At 66.9% G+C, this 16,468-nt stretch carries 18 protein-coding genes and 1 tRNA gene; 7 read left to right on the top strand and 12 right to left on the bottom strand.

Annotation, left to right across the window (positions count from 1 at the left end; genetic code table 11):
* Positions 1–64: 64 nt before the first annotated feature.
* The 8 genes from PGN12_08995 to PGN12_08960 form a co-directional block, all read right to left on the bottom strand.
* Complete coding sequence (locus tag PGN12_08995; protein MEH3104028.1) at positions 65–568, bottom strand: hypothetical protein; 504 nt, start codon at positions 566–568, stop codon at positions 65–67.
* 329 nt (positions 569–897) lie between these two features.
* On the bottom strand, positions 898–1,779 hold the full coding sequence (mmsB, locus tag PGN12_08990) for a 3-hydroxyisobutyrate dehydrogenase (GenBank protein ID MEH3104027.1): 882 nt from the start codon (positions 1,777–1,779) through the stop codon (positions 898–900).
* Positions 1,779–2,048: a hypothetical protein gene (locus tag PGN12_08985; GenBank protein ID MEH3104026.1), complete on the bottom strand. Its 270-nt coding sequence runs from the start codon at positions 2,046–2,048 to the stop codon at positions 1,779–1,781. Before PGN12_08985 ends, mmsB begins: the two co-directional genes overlap by 1 nt.
* A gap of 10 nt (positions 2,049–2,058) precedes the next feature.
* The gene (locus tag PGN12_08980) at positions 2,059–2,835 is read right to left on the bottom strand and encodes an enoyl-CoA hydratase (GenBank protein MEH3104025.1); all 777 of its coding nucleotides are present in this window, start codon (positions 2,833–2,835) and stop codon (positions 2,059–2,061) included.
* A gap of 249 nt (positions 2,836–3,084) precedes the next feature.
* Positions 3,085–4,125 carry an enoyl-CoA hydratase/isomerase family protein gene (locus PGN12_08975; GenBank protein MEH3104024.1) on the bottom strand — a complete coding sequence of 347 codons (1,041 nt, stop codon included), beginning with the start codon at positions 4,123–4,125 and terminating at the stop codon, positions 3,085–3,087.
* Between the two features lie 213 nt (positions 4,126–4,338).
* Positions 4,339–5,484 carry an acyl-CoA dehydrogenase family protein gene (locus tag PGN12_08970; GenBank protein MEH3104023.1) on the bottom strand — a complete coding sequence of 382 codons (1,146 nt, stop codon included), beginning with the start codon at positions 5,482–5,484 and terminating at the stop codon, positions 4,339–4,341.
* 11 nt (positions 5,485–5,495) lie between these two features.
* Positions 5,496–6,143, bottom strand: coding sequence for a hypothetical protein (locus tag PGN12_08965; protein MEH3104022.1), 648 nt, complete (start codon positions 6,141–6,143; stop codon positions 5,496–5,498).
* Positions 6,144–6,151: 8 nt separating this feature from the next.
* On the bottom strand, positions 6,152–7,663 hold the full coding sequence (locus PGN12_08960; GenBank protein ID MEH3104021.1) for a CoA-acylating methylmalonate-semialdehyde dehydrogenase: 1,512 nt from the start codon (positions 7,661–7,663) through the stop codon (positions 6,152–6,154).
* Between the two features lie 82 nt (positions 7,664–7,745).
* Between PGN12_08960 and PGN12_08955 the strand changes: the two genes are divergently transcribed.
* The 4 genes from PGN12_08955 (at position 7,746) to PGN12_08940 (ending at position 10,779) form a co-directional block, all read left to right on the top strand.
* Positions 7,746–8,645 (top strand): LysR family transcriptional regulator, encoded by a 900-nt coding sequence (locus PGN12_08955; GenBank protein ID MEH3104020.1) that lies wholly within the window; start codon positions 7,746–7,748, stop codon positions 8,643–8,645.
* A 214-nt stretch (positions 8,646–8,859) separates the two neighbouring features.
* Positions 8,860–9,516, top strand: coding sequence for a PEPxxWA-CTERM sorting domain-containing protein (locus tag PGN12_08950; protein ID MEH3104019.1), 657 nt, complete (start codon positions 8,860–8,862; stop codon positions 9,514–9,516).
* Between the two features lie 29 nt (positions 9,517–9,545).
* A complete protein-coding gene (locus PGN12_08945) occupies positions 9,546–10,106 on the top strand; it encodes a L,D-transpeptidase family protein (protein ID MEH3104018.1) in 561 nt (186 codons plus the stop codon).
* A 142-nt stretch (positions 10,107–10,248) separates the two neighbouring features.
* A complete protein-coding gene (locus PGN12_08940) occupies positions 10,249–10,779 on the top strand; it encodes a CAP domain-containing protein (GenBank protein ID MEH3104017.1) in 531 nt (176 codons plus the stop codon).
* A 284-nt stretch (positions 10,780–11,063) separates the two neighbouring features.
* On the opposite strand, the gene PGN12_08935 is transcribed toward PGN12_08940, so the two are convergent.
* Complete coding sequence (locus tag PGN12_08935; protein ID MEH3104016.1) at positions 11,064–11,315, bottom strand: DUF2171 domain-containing protein; 252 nt, start codon at positions 11,313–11,315, stop codon at positions 11,064–11,066.
* 56 nt (positions 11,316–11,371) lie between these two features.
* Between PGN12_08935 and PGN12_08930 the strand changes: the two genes are divergently transcribed.
* A complete protein-coding gene (locus PGN12_08930) occupies positions 11,372–11,584 on the top strand; it encodes a hypothetical protein (protein MEH3104015.1) in 213 nt (70 codons plus the stop codon).
* Positions 11,585–11,636: 52 nt separating this feature from the next.
* Positions 11,637–12,695: a ribonucleotide-diphosphate reductase subunit beta gene (locus PGN12_08925; GenBank protein MEH3104014.1), complete on the top strand. Its 1,059-nt coding sequence runs from the start codon at positions 11,637–11,639 to the stop codon at positions 12,693–12,695.
* Between the two features lie 243 nt (positions 12,696–12,938).
* Here the strand turns inward: PGN12_08925 and PGN12_08920 are convergent.
* A tRNA-Arg gene (locus tag PGN12_08920) sits at positions 12,939–13,015 on the bottom strand.
* A gap of 83 nt (positions 13,016–13,098) precedes the next feature.
* Between PGN12_08920 and PGN12_08915 the strand changes: the two genes are divergently transcribed.
* On the top strand, positions 13,099–13,590 hold the full coding sequence (locus PGN12_08915; GenBank protein MEH3104013.1) for a hypothetical protein: 492 nt from the start codon (positions 13,099–13,101) through the stop codon (positions 13,588–13,590).
* Here the strand turns inward: PGN12_08915 and PGN12_08910 are convergent.
* Together PGN12_08910 and PGN12_08905 are read right to left on the bottom strand one after the other, a co-directional pair.
* Complete coding sequence (locus tag PGN12_08910) at positions 13,587–15,779, bottom strand: fused MFS/spermidine synthase (GenBank protein MEH3104012.1); 2,193 nt, start codon at positions 15,777–15,779, stop codon at positions 13,587–13,589. The two genes, PGN12_08915 and PGN12_08910, sit on opposite strands and share 4 nt — an antisense overlap.
* Positions 15,776–16,309 (bottom strand): GNAT family N-acetyltransferase, encoded by a 534-nt coding sequence (locus PGN12_08905; GenBank protein MEH3104011.1) that lies wholly within the window; start codon positions 16,307–16,309, stop codon positions 15,776–15,778. The genes PGN12_08910 and PGN12_08905 overlap by 4 nt, the downstream gene beginning before the upstream one ends.
* Positions 16,310–16,468 lie beyond the last annotated feature (159 nt).

Here is a 16,468-nt window from a genome sequence, read left to right as displayed (position 1 = left end):
CGGCGTATCGTCACGAACGTTCCGTAACTGGACCCCGGCCTTCGCCGGGGTGACGGGAAAGACATTAGACCCGCCGCGCATACCGCCAGCGCCATGCGAGCCATAGCGCCCCCGCGGCAAGCGCGAGCACCGGCCAGCCGCCATCGGTCCGCCACAGATACCCCGCGCCCGCTACAGCCACCGCGAGCGTCAGCAGCGCCGCGGTCGCCGGAGCGTGGAGCCGCCGCGCCAGCCACACCGCCAGCGCCAATGCGGCGAGCGCGTTGAGCGCGAGCCACCAATAGGACGCCCCCGCCGACAGCGCGCCGACCAGCGGCAGCTTGACCGTCGCATAACCGATCATCCGGTGCGGAAACGTATCCGCCGCAAGGTGCAATCCGGTCCCCGCCCCGACCCCGCACGCCGCCGGATACCACTGCCGCCGCGCGAGCAGCGCACAGGCCGGCGCGATGCTGTGCGTCAGCGCGCTGCGATGCCCGAGCCACAATCGCAAGTCGAGATCGGGGAGCGTCAGCCCGATCAGAAAGGCGACGAAGGTGACGAGCGCGGCGATCAGGGCAGGCGGCATGGCGGCGCAGGTGGCACGAGGGGAGCGCGCCGTCCACGGCAGTCGGCGGGCGAGAGAGCCGCTCCGCTCCGACCGTCGCGAGACTGTGATCCATACGGCTTGAACCATCCCCGTCGTCACCCGGGCGGAGGCCGGGGCCCAGTTGGGAAGGCCAATGAAACGAGGCGCGACCTACATTATCAGCGTCCCCCAACTGGGCCCCGGCCTTCGCCGGGGTGACGCTTCGGCCCGGATGGATCGTGCTCTGGCTCGGTCACCGTGAAGACGAAGCGGGACCCCCAATCAAGGCTTTCCTGAACTTGTCGAAAGGGTCCGGCATGACGGCCCGCCTATCGCGCGCCCTCCAGCATCCGGATGATCCCCGAGAAATCCAGCCCGCCCTGCCCCGCCTCGACGAACTGCCGGTAGAGGTCGCGCGCGCGCGTCCCCATCGGCACCTGCGCCGCCGCGCCGTCGGCCGCCGCCATCGCCAGTTCGAGATCCTTGAGCATCAACGCTCCCGCGAACCCGCCCTGATAGTCGCGATCGGCCGGCGACTCCGGCCCGACCCCCGGCACCGGACAATAAGACGTCATCGACCAGCTCTGACCGGTCGCCTTGCTGGAAATGTCGTAGAAGGTCTGCGCATCCAGCCCCAGCTTCTCCGCCAGCGCGAACGCCTCGCACGTCGCCGCCATCGTCGCGCCGAGGATCAGGTTGTTGCACATCTTCGCGACCTGCCCCGCGCCGCTGTCGCCGGCATGGATCACCGCCTTGCCCATATCCTCGAGGAACGGCCGCGCGCGGTCGAACGACGCCGCCGGGCCGCCGACCATGAAGGTCAGCGTTCCCGCCTGCGCCGCCGCAATCCCGCCGGACACCGGCGCATCGACCGCCGCGATCCCGCGCGCCGCCGCCTCGCCGGCGATCCGCCGCGCGGTGGCGAGGTCGATCGTCGAACAATCGATCAGCACCGTATCGACCGCGACGTCGGACAGGCTCTCGGCATAAACCTGCGCGACATGGGTGCCGGCGGGGAGCATCGTCACCACCGCCTCTGCGCCGTCGGCGGCCTCGCGCGCCGACGCGACCGGCAGGCACCCGGCCGCCTTCGCTGCGTCGAGCGCCGCCGTCGACAGGTCGAAGGCGCGGACGTCATGCCCCTTCTTCGCGAGGTTGGCGGCCATGCCGCCGCCCATGTTGCCGAGCCCGATGAAGCCGACGCGCGCCATCATGCGATCCTTGCGCGGCGCGGCCGTAGCAGCCTGCCGATCCCCGCCCCGATCAGCGCCAGCAACGCGACGCCGACGAACGTCCCGACGAAGGTGATCGCCACCGCCTCGAACCGCGCCGACACCGATGCCAGCATCGCGACGATCATCGCCGCCGCGCCGATCAGTCCGACGACTGTCGCCGCCTTCACCATGCCCCAGCGCAGAACCCACACCGCCGCCGCCCCCGCGACGACGATCGTTAGCAGCATCAGGATCACCACGGTCATCTCGCTTCTCCTATTTGCCCGTCCATTGGCCGGGGCGCTTCTCGACGAACGCCGTCATGCCTTCCTTCTGGTCCGCCGTGCCGAACAGCCCGTGGAACAGCCGCCGCTCGAACTGCACGCCTTGCGCCAAGGTCGTCTCGAACGCGGCGTTGACCATTTCCTTGTTCGCCAGCACGGCGAGCGGCGCCATGTCGGCGATCGTCTGCGCGGTCTTCACCGCTTCGTCGACCAGCTCGGCCGCCGGAACGATACGGCTGACCAGCCCGGCGCGTTCCGCCTCGGCGGCGTCGATCATCCGCCCGGTCAGGCACATTTCCATCGCCTTGGCCTTGCCGACCGCGCGCGCCAGCCGCTGCGACCCGCCCATTCCCGGCGTCACCGCCAGCTTGATCTCGGGTTGCCCGAACTTCGCGGTATCGGCGGCGAGGATGAAGTCGCACATCATCGCCAGCTCGCACCCGCCGCCCAGCGCGTAGCCGGCGACCGCGGCGATGATCGGCTTGCGCGTCTGCGTCAGCCGTTCGTAGCCGCCGAAGAAATTGCCGCCGTACATGTCGGCGAAGCCCTGCGCTGACATCTCCTTGATGTCCGCCCCGGCCGCGAACGCCTTCTCGCTGCCGGTCAGCACCGCGCAGCCCTGCGTCGCGTCGGCGTCGAAGGCGGCCAGCGCCGCGAGCAGGTCGGCGAGTACCTGCGAGTTGAGCGCGTTGAGCGCCTTGGGCCGGTTGAGCGTGACGAGCGTCACGCCCCCGCGCTGTTCGACCAATAAGGTTTCGTACTCGGCCATATCGCCTCACCTCCGTCGCCCCTGCGCAGGCAGGGGCCTATGACTGTCTAGTCTATCGTACCGGCCTGACTCAGTTACCGCACCGAATGTGTCCACCGCTGCGCGACACGCCACAGACATGGGCCCCTGCCTCCGCAGGGGCGACGGGCATTACCCGTTCGTGCTGAGCCTGTCGAAGCACACGTCCCGCAACACGCCCTTCGACAAGCTCAGGGCGAACGGCGTAAGATAGGCGACCACACACCCCCATCACCCCGGCGTCCACGCCTCATTCTCCGGCAACGGCGCGAAGATGCGGTCGATCATATGATCGCTCACCCCCTCGATCGTCGCCGGCTCCCAGCGCGGCGCATTGTCCTTGTCGACGATCAGCGCGCGCACGCCCTCGATGAAATCGGGGCGCTGCACGACCCGGCACGCGACCGCATATTCCTGCCGCATCTCGTCGGCGAACGTCGCCATCCCCGCGGCATCCTTGAGCAATTTGAGCGACACCTTCATCGCCTGCGGCGACTTGGTGGCGAGCGTCGCCAAGCTCGCCTGCGCGAACGCACCGCCATCGCCCTTCAATGCGTCGAGCACCGCTTCCAGCTCGTCCGACGCGAACAGCCGGTCGATCACCTCCCGCTCCGCGAGCAGCTTCGCCGCGGGGGCTTCCTCCGCCAGTCCGGACAGCGTCGCCTCGATCGCATCGGGATCGGCGAGGATCCGCGCCTTGGCCTCCTCGATCCGCGCCGCCGGCAGGTAATGCGTCGCCAGCCCGAGCGCGAGCGCCTCCGCGCCGTCGAGCCGCGCGCCGGTCAGCGCCAGATACTGCCCGATCCGCCCCGGCAGCCGCGACAGATACCAGCCGCCGCCGACATCGGGGAACAGCCCGATCCCGGTTTCGGGCATCGCCAGCCGCGTATGCTCGGTCGCGACGCGATAGCGGCACGGCTGCGATACGCCGACTCCACCGCCCATCGTCACCCCGTCCATGAAGGCGACCGTGTCCTTGACGTAGGTGAACAGCCGGTGGTTCATGCGATATTCGGCGTGGAAGAAGGCGCGCGCCTCCGCCCCGTCGCGGGCGCCGCTGCCGGCGAGCATCCTTATGTCGCCGCCCGCGCAAAAGCCGCGTCCCTCGGCATGGTCGATCATGACGCACCGCACCGCCTCGTCACCGCGCCACTGCTCCAGCGCGTCGAGGATGCCCTGACACATCGCGGTGGTAAGCGCGTGCAGCGCCTTCGGCCGGTTGAGCCGGATGCGCCCGACCGGGCCTTCGATGGTCGTGATGAGGTCTTTCATGTCACCCTCTCCCCGGAGAGGGGAGAGGGATAGCGCAGCTTGCCCATTCATGGGCTAGCGAAGCTTGGGTGAGGGGTCGAACGGCGCGCAGCGCCGTGCGGTTCGAAGCGAACCGCTCACCCCTCGCCCAGCTTCGACTAGGCGCCAAAGCCGCCAAGTCTCCGCATCCCTCTCCCCTCCTGCGGAGGGGCGAGGGATCCCGCCCCCGCCTCCTCACTGCCGCACCAGCTCGCGCCCAACGATCATCCGCATCACCTGATTCGTCCCCTCGAGGATCGAATGCACCCGCAGGTCGCGCCAGAAGCGCTCGATCGGATAGTCCATCAGATAACCGTAGCCGCCGTGGAGTTGCAGCGCGCGATCGACGACGCTCGACCCGGTGTCGGTCGCCAGCCGCTTCGCCATCGCCGCGAAGCGCGTCTTGTCGGGCGCGCCCGCCGTCACCTTGGCGGCGGCGACGTACAGCAGACAGCGCGCCGCCTGCAGCTCGGTCTCCATGTCCGCCAGCATGAACTGCGTGTTCTGGAAATCGCTCACCGCCGTGCCGAATTGCTTGCGGTCCTTCGTATAGCGGATCGCCTCGTCCAGACAGCGCTGCGCCCCGCCCAGCGAGCACGCGCCGATGTTGAGCCGTCCGCCGTCGAGCCCAGCCATCGCGAAGCGGAACCCTTCGCCTTCCTCGCCGACGCGATTGGCGACCGGCACGCGGACATTGTCGAACGTTACCGCGCGCGTCGGCTGCGCGTGCCAGCCCAGCTTGCGCTCGTTGGCGCCGAACGACACCCCGGGTATGTCCTTTTCGATCACGAGGCAGGAGATGCCCTTCGGACCTTCGGCACCGGTGCGCACCATGGTGACGTAAAGCTCGTTCTCTCCGGCACCGGAGATGAACTGTTTTGTCCCGTTGACGATATATTCGTCGCCATCGCGGTACGCGCTGGTCTTCAGCGCCGCCGCATCCGATCCCGAGCCCGGCTCGGTCAGGCAATAGCTGGCGATGCGATCCATCGTCACCAGATCGGGCAGATAGCGCGCCTTCAGCTCCGCCGATCCGAAGCGATCGATGATCCAGCTCGCCATATTATGGATGGAAATGAAGGCACTGGTCGCCGGGCAGCCATACGCCATCGCTTCCATGATCAGCGCCGCCTCCAGCCGTCCGAGGTTGATCCCCCCGCTTTCCTCGCTGACGTAGATCGCGGCGAAGCCCAGCTCGGCGGCCGCCTTGATCGTATCTCGCGGAAAGATATGCCTTTCGTCCCACTCCGCCGCGAACGGCGTGATCCGGTCGGCGGTAAAGCGTTGCGCGAGCGCCTGAATTTCGCGCTGCTCGTCGGTCAGGTCGAACTGGTCGGTCATGCTCAATATCCTCAGCAGCGGCGATAGCGCTGCGTGGCGGTCGGGCTGGTGCGCACCAAAGCGGTACTGCCAGCGTCGAGCCGGTAGACCTCGCGGGCGTAGAAGCTCGGCCCCTCGCCCGAAAAGCGCAGGTCTACAGTGACTTCCTGCGGGCTGCGGCGGTCGATGCGCTGCACACGGGCGCGCGATTCGTACAGGCGGATCGTATCGGCGTCGATGTTGATCCGGCCGGTCGCTTCGGTATTGGCCAGCTCGCAATCATTGTCGCCCGCACCCCAATAGCCAAGGAATTCCGTGGGAAAGGCACGATCGCGTGCGGCGTTGGGCGTGCTCTTGGCGATCGGGACGCCAGTACGCGCGGTGGTGGCGGCGCCGTTCTGCGCCACCGCCTGCTCGATCGCCGCCTGCGCCGCGGCTTCCTTCTCGGGCACGTCCACACGGTTGTAGTCGGCGTCGTGGCCGGAACAGGCGGCGAGCGCCAGCGCCAGCGCTGTTGTCCAACCGCCGTTCGGCTCGAGCAGGGTTCGAGCGAAGCCGAGAACCCGTCCGTCGAGAGCGATGCGCTCCGTCGCGCCCTCTCGACACGCCGTCTCGACTTCGCTCGACGGCTGCTCGAGCTGAACGGAAGACGGAACGAAAGTCTTGGCCAGCCGTCGCATCGTGCACATCACCCCATGGTCGGAATCACGAACGCATCCTGCACCCCCGCGGGTCCGCCGCCGGCCCCATCGGGCCAGCGCTGTGTTACAGTCTTGACCTTGGTCCAGAATTTTACACCTTCGGTGCCATGCTGGTTGGTGTCGCCGAACGCCGAACGCTTCCATCCGCCGAACGTATGATAGGCGACCGGCACCGGGATCGGCACGTTGATCCCGACCATCCCGACATTGACCCGTGCCGCAAATTCGCGCGCGGCATGGCCGTTGCGCGTGAAGATCGCGACCCCGTTGCCATATTGGTGCTCGCTCGGCAGCCGCAGCGCCGTCTCGAAATCCGGCGCGCGGACGATCTGGAGGACCGGGCCAAAGATTTCTTCCTTGTACGACTGCATGTCGGGCGTGACGTGATCGAAGAGGCTGGGGCCGATGAAGAAACCCTGCTCATGCCCCTGCAAGCGGAAGTCGCGGCCGTCGACGACCAGTTCGGCGCCTTCGTCAACACCGGTCTGGATCCAGTTCGCGACGCGCTCGCGATGCGCGCCGTTCACCACCGGCCCGTAATGCGCCTCGGCATCGGTCGATACGCCGACGCGCAAGCCTGCGATGGCAGGGAGCAATTTTTGCCGCAGCGCCTCGGCAGTCTTGTCCCCGACCGGCACGACGACCGGCAACGCCATACACCGCTCGCCCGCCGAACCGAACGCCGCGCCGGACAGATCGGCGACCACCTGGTCGAGATCGGCGTCGGGCATGACGATCCCGTGGTTCTTCGCGCCGCCCATCGCCTGCACGCGCTTCCCCGCTGCGACACCGCGTCGGTAGACGTGATGCGCGATATCGCTCGAACCCACGAAGCTGACCGCGCCGATCGCCGGATGGTCGAGGATCGCGTCCACCATCTCCTTGTCGCCGTGGACGACCTGCAACACGCCTTCGGGCAAACCGGCCTCGCGCATCAGCTCGGCAAGGCGCACCGGCACGCTCGGATCGCGCTCGCTCGGCTTGAGGATGAAGGCGTTGCCGCACGCGATCGCGACGCCGAACATCCACATCGGAATCATCGCCGGAAAGTTGAACGGCGTGATCCCCGCCCCGATCCCGATCGGCTGACGCATCGAATAGACGTCGATCCCCGGCCCGGCGCCCTGCGTATATTCCCCCTTGAGCACATGCGGGATGCCACAGGTGAACTCGATCACCTCCAACCCGCGCTGGATGTCGCCCTTCGAGTCGGCGATCACCTTGCCGTGTTCTGACGACAACAGATGCGCCAGCGCGTCCATGTTCGCCTCGACTAGTTCCTTGAACCGGAACATGACGCGTGCGCGACGCTGCGGGTTGGTCGCGGCCCATGCCGGTTGCGCCGCCTGCGCGGCGGCAACCGCGCGATCGAGGTCGGCAGCGGTGCCGAGCACGACCTGCGCCTGTACCTGGCCGGTATTGGGGTCGAAAATGTCGGCGGTGCGCGCGCGGAGGCTGCCACCGCCGCTGCCCGCGATATGATGATCGAGCTGGCGCATCGCATCTCTCTCCTGTGTTGCGTGCCGGTGTGCGCCGCGTCCGGTTTGCCGGCAAGCGACAAATCTGCAACGTTCACCTGCAATGACGCAGCCCTTGCCCTGGAACGACCTGCAGGATTTCCTCGCCATCGCTCGCGCCGGACAGATCGCCCGCGCCGCAACATCGATCGGGGTCGACGCCACCACGATCGGCCGCCGCCTGCGCCGACTGGAGGCGCGGCTGGGTCGGACATTGTTCGAGCAAACGCGCGAGGGACAAGTCCTGACCGAAGCCGGCGAGGCGCTGCTCGCCCAAGTCGAGGAAATGCAGAACGCCGCCGAGCGGATCGTCGAGACGCGCGGTTCCGCCGATACCCTGTCGGGCGTGCTGCGGGTCAGCGTCTCGGAAGGGTTCGGGACCTGGCTGGTCGCTGAGCACCTTCATGAATTCGCCGCCTTGCATCCGGCATTGACGATCGATCTCGTCGCCAGCTCCGGATTTCTCAGCCCGTCGCGCCGCGAGGCGGATGTCGCGGTGTTGCTCGCGCGTCCACGCCACGGACCGGTCGTGGCCGGCAAGCTGGCCGACTATGCGCTGCACCTCTATGCCGCCCGCGCGCTGATCGATCGTCGCGGGCCGGTGACGCGCGACTCGCTCGGACAGCATCATGCGGTGGTCGGCTACATCCCCGACCTGCTATATTCGCCCGAGCTGCGCTTCGTCGACGATCTCGGCCCGCTGCCAGCACCGACGTTGCGCAGTTCCAGCATCAATGCGCAGGCACGCCTGATCGCGACGGGCGCAGGGGTCGGCGTGCTGCCGCATTTCATCGGCGGGGCGATGCCCGATCTGGTGCGGGTGCTGCCCGAGGTGACGATCCGGCGGACCTTCTGGCTGGTCACCCATCGGGACACGCGACAATTGCGGCGCATCCGGGCCTTTTCGACATGGCTGGGCGGTCTGGTGACAAAGCACCAGCAGCGTCTGGACCCACCGCGTTAACTTTTGACGGGCTCGTAAACTCATCAACTATTTATTAAAGAAGCGTCGCAACAGCTTACGACCGTCGAGTTCGTTGGTGGCGTATCGGCAACACCATATGGCCGACGCGCCATCTGTACCGACACGGGATCAAATTTAACTGGACTTAGGGAGAGAGCGCGAGTCAAAAGCGTTCCACTCCCATGGGACTATTTAACGGGATTCGGCAGAACCGATGAAGAACTGGCGCTCTCTTCTCACCTCGTTTTCCCGCACCGCGATGGTTCGTGCGGCGATGGTGGCGGGCGTCAGCGCGTCGGCGATCGGCGGTTATGCGGCGCTGGGCGTGCTCGGCGGGACGGTGCCGTTCGCTGAGGCGATGAACCTCTCGACCGCGTTGGCGGTGCTGCCCGATCCGTTGTCGATCCTCACCGCCCGTTCGCCGGGCGAGCGTGGCCATGGTGCGATGTTCAATACCAAGCAGACGAAGCGCCCGCGTCAGCTGGCGAGCGCGCGTCCTCGCGGTCCCAGCGAGCGCGTGTTGAGCAACGTGCGTGAGCGCGAGCCGGTCGGTATCGTTCCGACCGGCGACCTGCCGATCGGATCAGACGGCTTCGTTCCCGATCTCGCGCCGGGCACGCCCAACAGCTTGGGTCCGCTCGGGCCCGGCGAGAGCAATCCGTTCGGTCCGACGCCGGTTGTCCCCGGCGGTCCGGGCGGTGGTATCCCTGGCGTTCCCGACACCGGGCCGACCCCAACCCCCACCCCGACTCCGGTGAACCCGGGACCTGTCGTACCAGAACCTGCGACCTGGGCGCTGATGACATTGGGCTTCGCGGTGACGGGCTTCGCGGTGCGGCGTAGCAAGCGGACTCGCGCCCCCGCCGCATGATCGGTCGTCTACCCGGCGCGGCGGTCGTCATGCTGGCGTCTGTGATGACGGTCGCGTCACCCGTTACCGCCACGACCACGGCGACGACGATCGGCAGCTATGGCGCGCGTTTCCGCTATCCATCGGGACGCGAAGGCGCGTTGCCCATGACCGGTCGCCAGCAACTGCGAGTGCGAAGCCTGCTCGTCATCCGCAAGCCGATGCGGTTCGGCGATTATGTCTGGAATGACGTCGGTGTGCCCGCGACCGGCGCGGTCCGCGTACGTGTCGATCTGCCGCGTCAGACGATCTCCGTATTCCGCGACGGGCATGAGATCGGCACTGCGGTGATCCTCTATGGCACCGATCACAAGCCGACTCCGACCGGCACGTTCCCGATCCTGATGCGGGCACGGCAGCATCAATCCTCGCTGTACGACGCGGAGATGCCGTACATGCTGCGGCTCACCAACGACGGCGTCGCGATCCACGCCAGCTCGGTGCGCCGCGGCTCGGCGACCCACGGCTGTATCGGGGTGCCATTGTCGTTCGCGCAATTGCTGTTCGATCAGGTGGCGCGCGGCGATCTGGTGACGATCGTTGGCGCGTAATATAATGAATTTCGGCAATCTCGGATAAAGTTAACGATTGGCGCGCCGCAGATATGAAGATGCGCTAACCAGATTCGCTAACCGACGGTAAGGACCGCGCGCCGTAATTTCTCCTGGTCACCAGGAAGAGGTTACCCGGCCGATGCCGCGTTCCACCCCACGTCGCCGACCGTTGTTCGCCGCCCTCGCCGCGTTGCTTTGCGCACCGTTGCTCACCGGCGCGACGACCTATTCGAACACGTTCGACGCGCGCGTGCTGGCCGCGCAGAACGCAGAGCGCGCGGCGCTCGGTATTCCGCCGCTCCGCTGGAACCCGGAACTGGTCGAATCCGCCCATGCATGGGGCCGGTATCTGGCCACGACCGGCCGCTTCGAACATGCCCCGGAGCGACGGATGGATCCGGAAGGCGAAAATCTCTGGGCCGGCACGCGCGGCTATTACTCACCTGAGGCGATGGTCGATGGCTGGGTTCGCGAAAAGCGCTTCTTCAAACCCGGCGCCTTCCCGAATAACAGCACCACCGGCCGGGTCGCCGACGTCGGTCACTACACACAGTTGATGTGGCGCGACACGGTCGAGGTCGGCTGCGCGCTGGCGCGCGGTCGGGAGGAAGACGTGCTGGTCTGCCGCTACAAGAACGCAGGCAATTATCGTGGCGAGCGACCGTTCTGACGTGCCACCGGACCAGAGATTTGGTGGCCGATCCGGTTAGCCCCCACAATCTGTAGCGTCAGACGCCGCGTTCGCGTAAACTGTTGGCGACACCAGCGTGACTCGGCGGCCGACCGTCGTTTCCGTTGGCGGGGCTTCCCCGGCGGGCGCCCACGGACAGGCGCAGGAACAGGCAGCGGCGGATGAACGGCTATACGCCTCGGCAGGCAGACGAAACCCCGACGCGCCTTTCGGCGGCCGGGGTTGTCGCACGCAGCCGCGCGACCGTCGCTGCGGCGTCGCGGTTATTCGTCTTCTTCGAACAGGTCCTGCGCATTCTGGCCGGTCGCCGACAGGTGCACCGTGTCACCGTCCACCGACGCCACCAGCCCGATCGGCAGGTAATGGTGCTTCGCGCCCTGGCCGTCCTGCGTGGATGGCGAATCGTTCTTGGTCAGCTTGATACGGTCACCATCGACGTGATCGACGGTTCCGACATGGACGCCATCCGCGCCGAGCACTTCGGCATGTTCCTTGATCTGGCTGACATCGACCATTGCTGTTCTCCTTGGTTGGGTTCGGGCGGCAAACGCGCCGCACCGGCTTTGGTCGCATGATCGAAACGCTGCCGCTGCAATCCGCGATCATGTTCGCGGTCGCCGCCGTCTTCGTGCTCGCAGGCACGTGGCTGCTGGTGCAATTGCGCCATCCGCAAGGCCCGGCGCGCGTGTATGTCTATCGCATGGCCGGGATAATGGCGCTGGCTGGCGGCAGCGTGCTGGCTGTGTCGGCATGGTCGATGTGGCAGTGGAGCCTAAATCCCTGACTCTGTTCGTTCGTTGATTCGTTTTCGTGAATACCTCTAATCGGAGCAGACCATGCCGCTTCTTCAGGCATCCAAGCAGTACAAGCCTTTCGAATACCCGTGGGCATTCGAATATTGGAAGCGTCAGCAGCAGCTGCACTGGTTGCCGGAGGAAGTGCCGCTCGGCGAGGATTGCCGTGACTGGGCGCAGAAGCTGACCGATCACGAGCGCAACCTGCTGACGCAGATCTTTCGCTTCTTCACGCAGGCCGACGTCGAGGTGCAGGATTGCTACCACGAGAAATATGGCCGTGTGTTCAAGCCGACCGAGGTCAAGATGATGCTGACCGCGTTCAGCAACATGGAGACGGTGCACATCGCAGCTTATTCGCACCTGCTCGACACGATCGGGATGCCGGAAAGCGAATATGGCGCGTTCCTCGAATATGCCGAGCTGAAGGAGAAGCATGATTACATGCAGAACTTCGGTGTCGACAGCGACGAGGACATCGCGCGGACGCTGGCGATGTTCGGTGGCTTCACCGAGGGTGTGCAGTTGTTCGCCAGTTTCGCGATGCTGATGAACTTCCCGCGCTTCAACAAGATGAAGGGCATGGGACAGATCGTAACCTGGTCGGTGCGCGATGAAAGTCTGCATTGCGAGGGCATCATCAAGATGTTCCACACTTTCTGCGCGGAGCGGCAGTGCCTGACCAAGGCGGTGAAGGACGACATCGGCGACGTTTGCCAGACGACGATTCGTCTGGAGGACAATTTCATCGATCTCGCCTTCGAGATGGGGCCGGTGAACGGGATGACCGCCAAGGACATCAAGAAGTACATCCGCTACATCGCCGATTGGCGAATGGGGCAATTGGGGTTGAAGCCGATCTACATGATCGACGAGCATCCGATCCCGTGGCTGACGCCGCTGCTGAACGGAGTCGAGCACGCGAACTTCTTCGAGACGCGTGCGACCGAATATTCCAAGGCCGCGACGCGCGGGCAGTGGAACGACGTGTGGGATAGTTTCGACAAGCGCCAGAAGGCGAAGGTCGTCACCGCCGCCGCAAACGAAGATCCGGGCGAGACGGGCGACATGTTCTCGCGCGCGGGCGTCGCCGCCGAGTAAGCACGATCGCTCCGGCGAATGAGGAAGGCCGCGCGTGGTGACACGTCGCGGCCTTTCGCGTCATGGCAGCGCAAGCGTTGGCGGCAATGGACGGTAGACCAGCAAGCAGCGCGCGCAATACTGGCGGCAGGCGGCTGATCGATCGGAGACTGTAGCGATGCAAGCGCCTGAACAACGCGCATGAAAAAAGGGGCAGCTTGCGCTGCCCCTCTGTTTCCACCGACTTTCCCTCAGGAGAGAAAGTGGCGCGCCCGGAACGATTCGAACGTCCGACCCTCAGATTCGTAGTCTGATGCTCTATCCAGCTGAGCTACGGGCGCCCTGTGGAGCGGCGCTGTTACGCGGCGAATCGGATGCGTGCAAGGGCATTGCGCCACTTTTTTTGCGCCTCTAGGCAAAAAACATGCTCCGCGCCCTCGCTCCGCTCTGCCTGCTTGCCGCCTGCGCGAGCGATCCGACCGTCTATCCCTCGCTCGCGCCCCGTCCGGTCGAGAAGCTCGGCTTTGCAGAGCCGGCGACGCCGGCGCCCGCTCCCGCGGCGCAAGATCCTGCGCTGGATAGCAAATTGGCGGCGATCACCGCGAAGGGCACCGCCGCCGCGCGCGACTTCGACCGCGCCGCGGCGAAGGCGGAGACGCTGGCGCGCGCCGCAAGGGGGGCGAAGGTCGGCAGCGATGCGTGGATCGCGGCGCAGACCGCGATCGCCGATCTGGACGCGCTCAGGTCGAGCTATGGCGACAGCGTGGGCGCGCTCGACGAGCTCGCCAGCACGCGCGCGGCGGCGTTGCAACCGGCATATCCCGCCCTCGAACAATCACTTGCCGCGGCCCGCGCCACCGCGCAGGCGCAGACTACCCGCATCGACGCGCTCGCAGCTTCGCTACCGGGCGCCTAGAAGGTCAGCAGCGGCAGGATACTGGCATATTCGTCGGTCCACGGCGCAAACCCCGGACGGCGAACCAGATTCTTCCAGTCGCCCTCGTCGCCTGCCAGCAAGGCGAGCGTCCATGGGTCACGGGTCATCACCACCCAGGAGGACGGCGTTTCCTCCTCCTGCAGCAGTGACGGGCGGTGGTCGAGGATCAGCGCCTGCCATTCGCCGGCGCGGGCGGCGGCGGCGACGACGGGGCGCAAATTGACGAAGCGGTTGGAAATATGGACCGCCAGAACGCCGTGCGGTGACAGAACGCGCGCGTATCCGGCAAAAGCTTCGCGGGTCAGGAGGTGCATGGGGACGGCATCGGACGAAAAAGCGTCGAGCGCGAGCACGTCGAGGCTCGCCGGGGACGCGTGTTCGAGCGATAATCGCGCGTCCCCCAGCACCATCGTCGCATCCGGTGCGCAATCCGCGACGAATGTGAAGCGTCGGGTGCGTGTCAGTGCCACCATCGCCGGGTCGATCTCGTAAAAGCGCCAGCGCTGCCCCGGCTGCGCGTAGCAGGCGAGCGTCCCGGTCCCGAGCCCGACAACGCCGATCCGTGCGCCCGGCCCGAACAGCATTGGCGCAGCCCGCATCACGCGACCGACACCCGAGTCGGGCGTGTAATAGGTCGTCGGCGTCCGCTCGCGCGCGGGGGTGCCGGTCAACTGCACGCCGTGGAGCGTGGTGCCGTGGATCAAGGTGCGACGGCGCGGCTCGTCCGCGACGGTGTAGACGCCGAAATAGCTCCGGACGCGCGCGCCGGGCTCGAGGGAGAGCGACAGCGAGCGGACGCCGCCGAACAGCAGCAGCCCGCTGGTCAGCACCAGCAGATACGGCACGCGCGCGCCGAGCGAGACCAGTCCGGCGAGCGCGACCAATGTGAAGATCACGCCTGGATGCCGCACCTCGCGAAAGCCGGTCGGATCGCGCGACAGCACCAGCAGCGCGAGGCAAAGCGCGCCGACGATCAGCACCGCGCCCGCGATCGTCATCCCGCGGCGATGCCAGAAGGCGCGCAACGCCGGGGTCAGATAGGTCTGCGGCACCAGCGCGCCCGCGGCGATGAGCAGCAGCGGATATTCCCACGTCCAGTCGAACAGCGTCGGCGCGATCAGCCCTGCGAACACCCCGCCCAGCGCGCCGCCGAACGACATGCCGAGATAGAAGCCGGTCAATCGCGCCGGCTCGGGCCGCAGGCGGTAGAGCTGGGTGTGAAGCGCGACCGAGATCATGAAAAGCAGGATCAGCGCGGTGATCGCGCTGAACGTCGCGCGTTCGGCAAAGCCGCCCATCAGCACGCCGCCGAACAGCACGATCGTCACCGGCGCGCTGCTCGTCAGCAGGTCGGCCGCCCCGCGTCGCGCGGCGAAAGCGATCGAGAAACTGAGCAGATAGAGCGACAACGGGATGACCCACAGCAGCGGCATCGCGACCAGATCGGTGCTGACGAAGGTGCTGGTCGCGAGCATCATCCCCGACGGCACGAAGCCGAGCGCGATCCAGCGCGCCACCCGCGCCCGGCCGGGTGCCGGATCGAGCGCCTGCGCGCGCGCCGGCTCGCGGCCGGCGGGCAACAGCCGCGCACAGGCCGCGACGAGCACGATCAGCAACAGATAGCCGGCGCTCCACAGCCAGCGCTGCCGCGAGACGCTGAGCAGCGGCTCGACGAGCAGCGGAAAGGCGAGCAGCCCGGCGAAGCTGCCGAAATTGGACGCGGCATAAAGCGCATAGGGATCGGTGGCGGGCCGGGCGCTGGCGAACCAGCGCTGCATCAGCGGCGCCTGCGCCGACACCGCGAAGAACAGCGGCCCGATCGAAACGACGAACAGGTACGGCACCCACAGGGCCGGCTCGGCCCCGGCGGGGAGCACGCGGTCGCTGAGCCCGATCGGCAGGAAGGCGCAGGCAGCGAGCAGCACGAGCAGGTGAACGAGGCCCTGCCGGCGCGGCGCGATCCGCCCGAGCAGATGCGCATAGCCGTACCCGCCCAGCAACAGCGCCTGATAGACGAGCATCGCCGAGTTCCACACCGCCGGCGCGCCGCCCAGACGGGGCAGCGCGATGCGTGCGATCATCGGCTGGACGAGGAACAGCAGGAACGATCCCGTCAGGATCGTGACGACGAACAGCCCCCGTCCCCGCGCCGTGGTGGCGTCAGTCATTCAGCGGGGCGGTCGATGCGGTAGAGGACATGGCGGCGCAAGGGACTGTGCGGGGCAAGATCGGGGTGGTCGAAGTCACCGTCCTCAACGCGCGTGATGCCGAGCCGCTCCATCAGCGCGCGGCTGCGGCGATTGGCGGGGACGGTGATCGCATAGACCGTGTCGGTGCCGCGCTCCCATTCGGCGGCCAGCACCGCGCGCGCCGCTTCGCTCGCCAGCCCCTGCCCCCACGTTGCGCGCGCGAGGCGCCAGCCGATCTCGGGCGCTCCCGCGATCGGGCTGCCCGCCGGGCCGGGCTCGACGCCGCAGAAGCCGATGAAGGCGTGATCCGCGCGCCGCTCGACCGCCCAAAAGCATCGTCCGAAGGCTTGTTCGGTCTCGTTCGCCTCGCGCAGCATGGCCCGCGCGCCGGCGTCGGTGGTCGGCGGGCCGAGGTAGCGCATCACCTCGGCGTCCTGCCCCATGGCATGAAACGGCGCGAGGTCCTCCTCGCGCCACGCGCGCAGGATCAGGCGTTCGGTAACGATCATGGACGGTCGATCCGGTAGGTCATGCTGTCGGTAAGCGCCGGATCGAGCAGGTGCACCGCGTGCAAATAGTCCATGTCAGGCACATGCCGCATTCCTGTTCGTGACATCAACGTCCGCTATCGCCTCACCCACGCTGGGGCAATTAACGTTCGGCGGTTC

It is taken from the genome of Sphingomonas phyllosphaerae (assembly GCA_036946405.1).
GTDB classification, from domain to species: domain Bacteria; phylum Pseudomonadota; class Alphaproteobacteria; order Sphingomonadales; family Sphingomonadaceae; genus Sphingomonas; species Sphingomonas phyllosphaerae_D.
The sequence above is the reverse complement of the archived record's forward strand: the minus strand, read 5'-3'. Positions and strand labels throughout refer to the sequence as shown.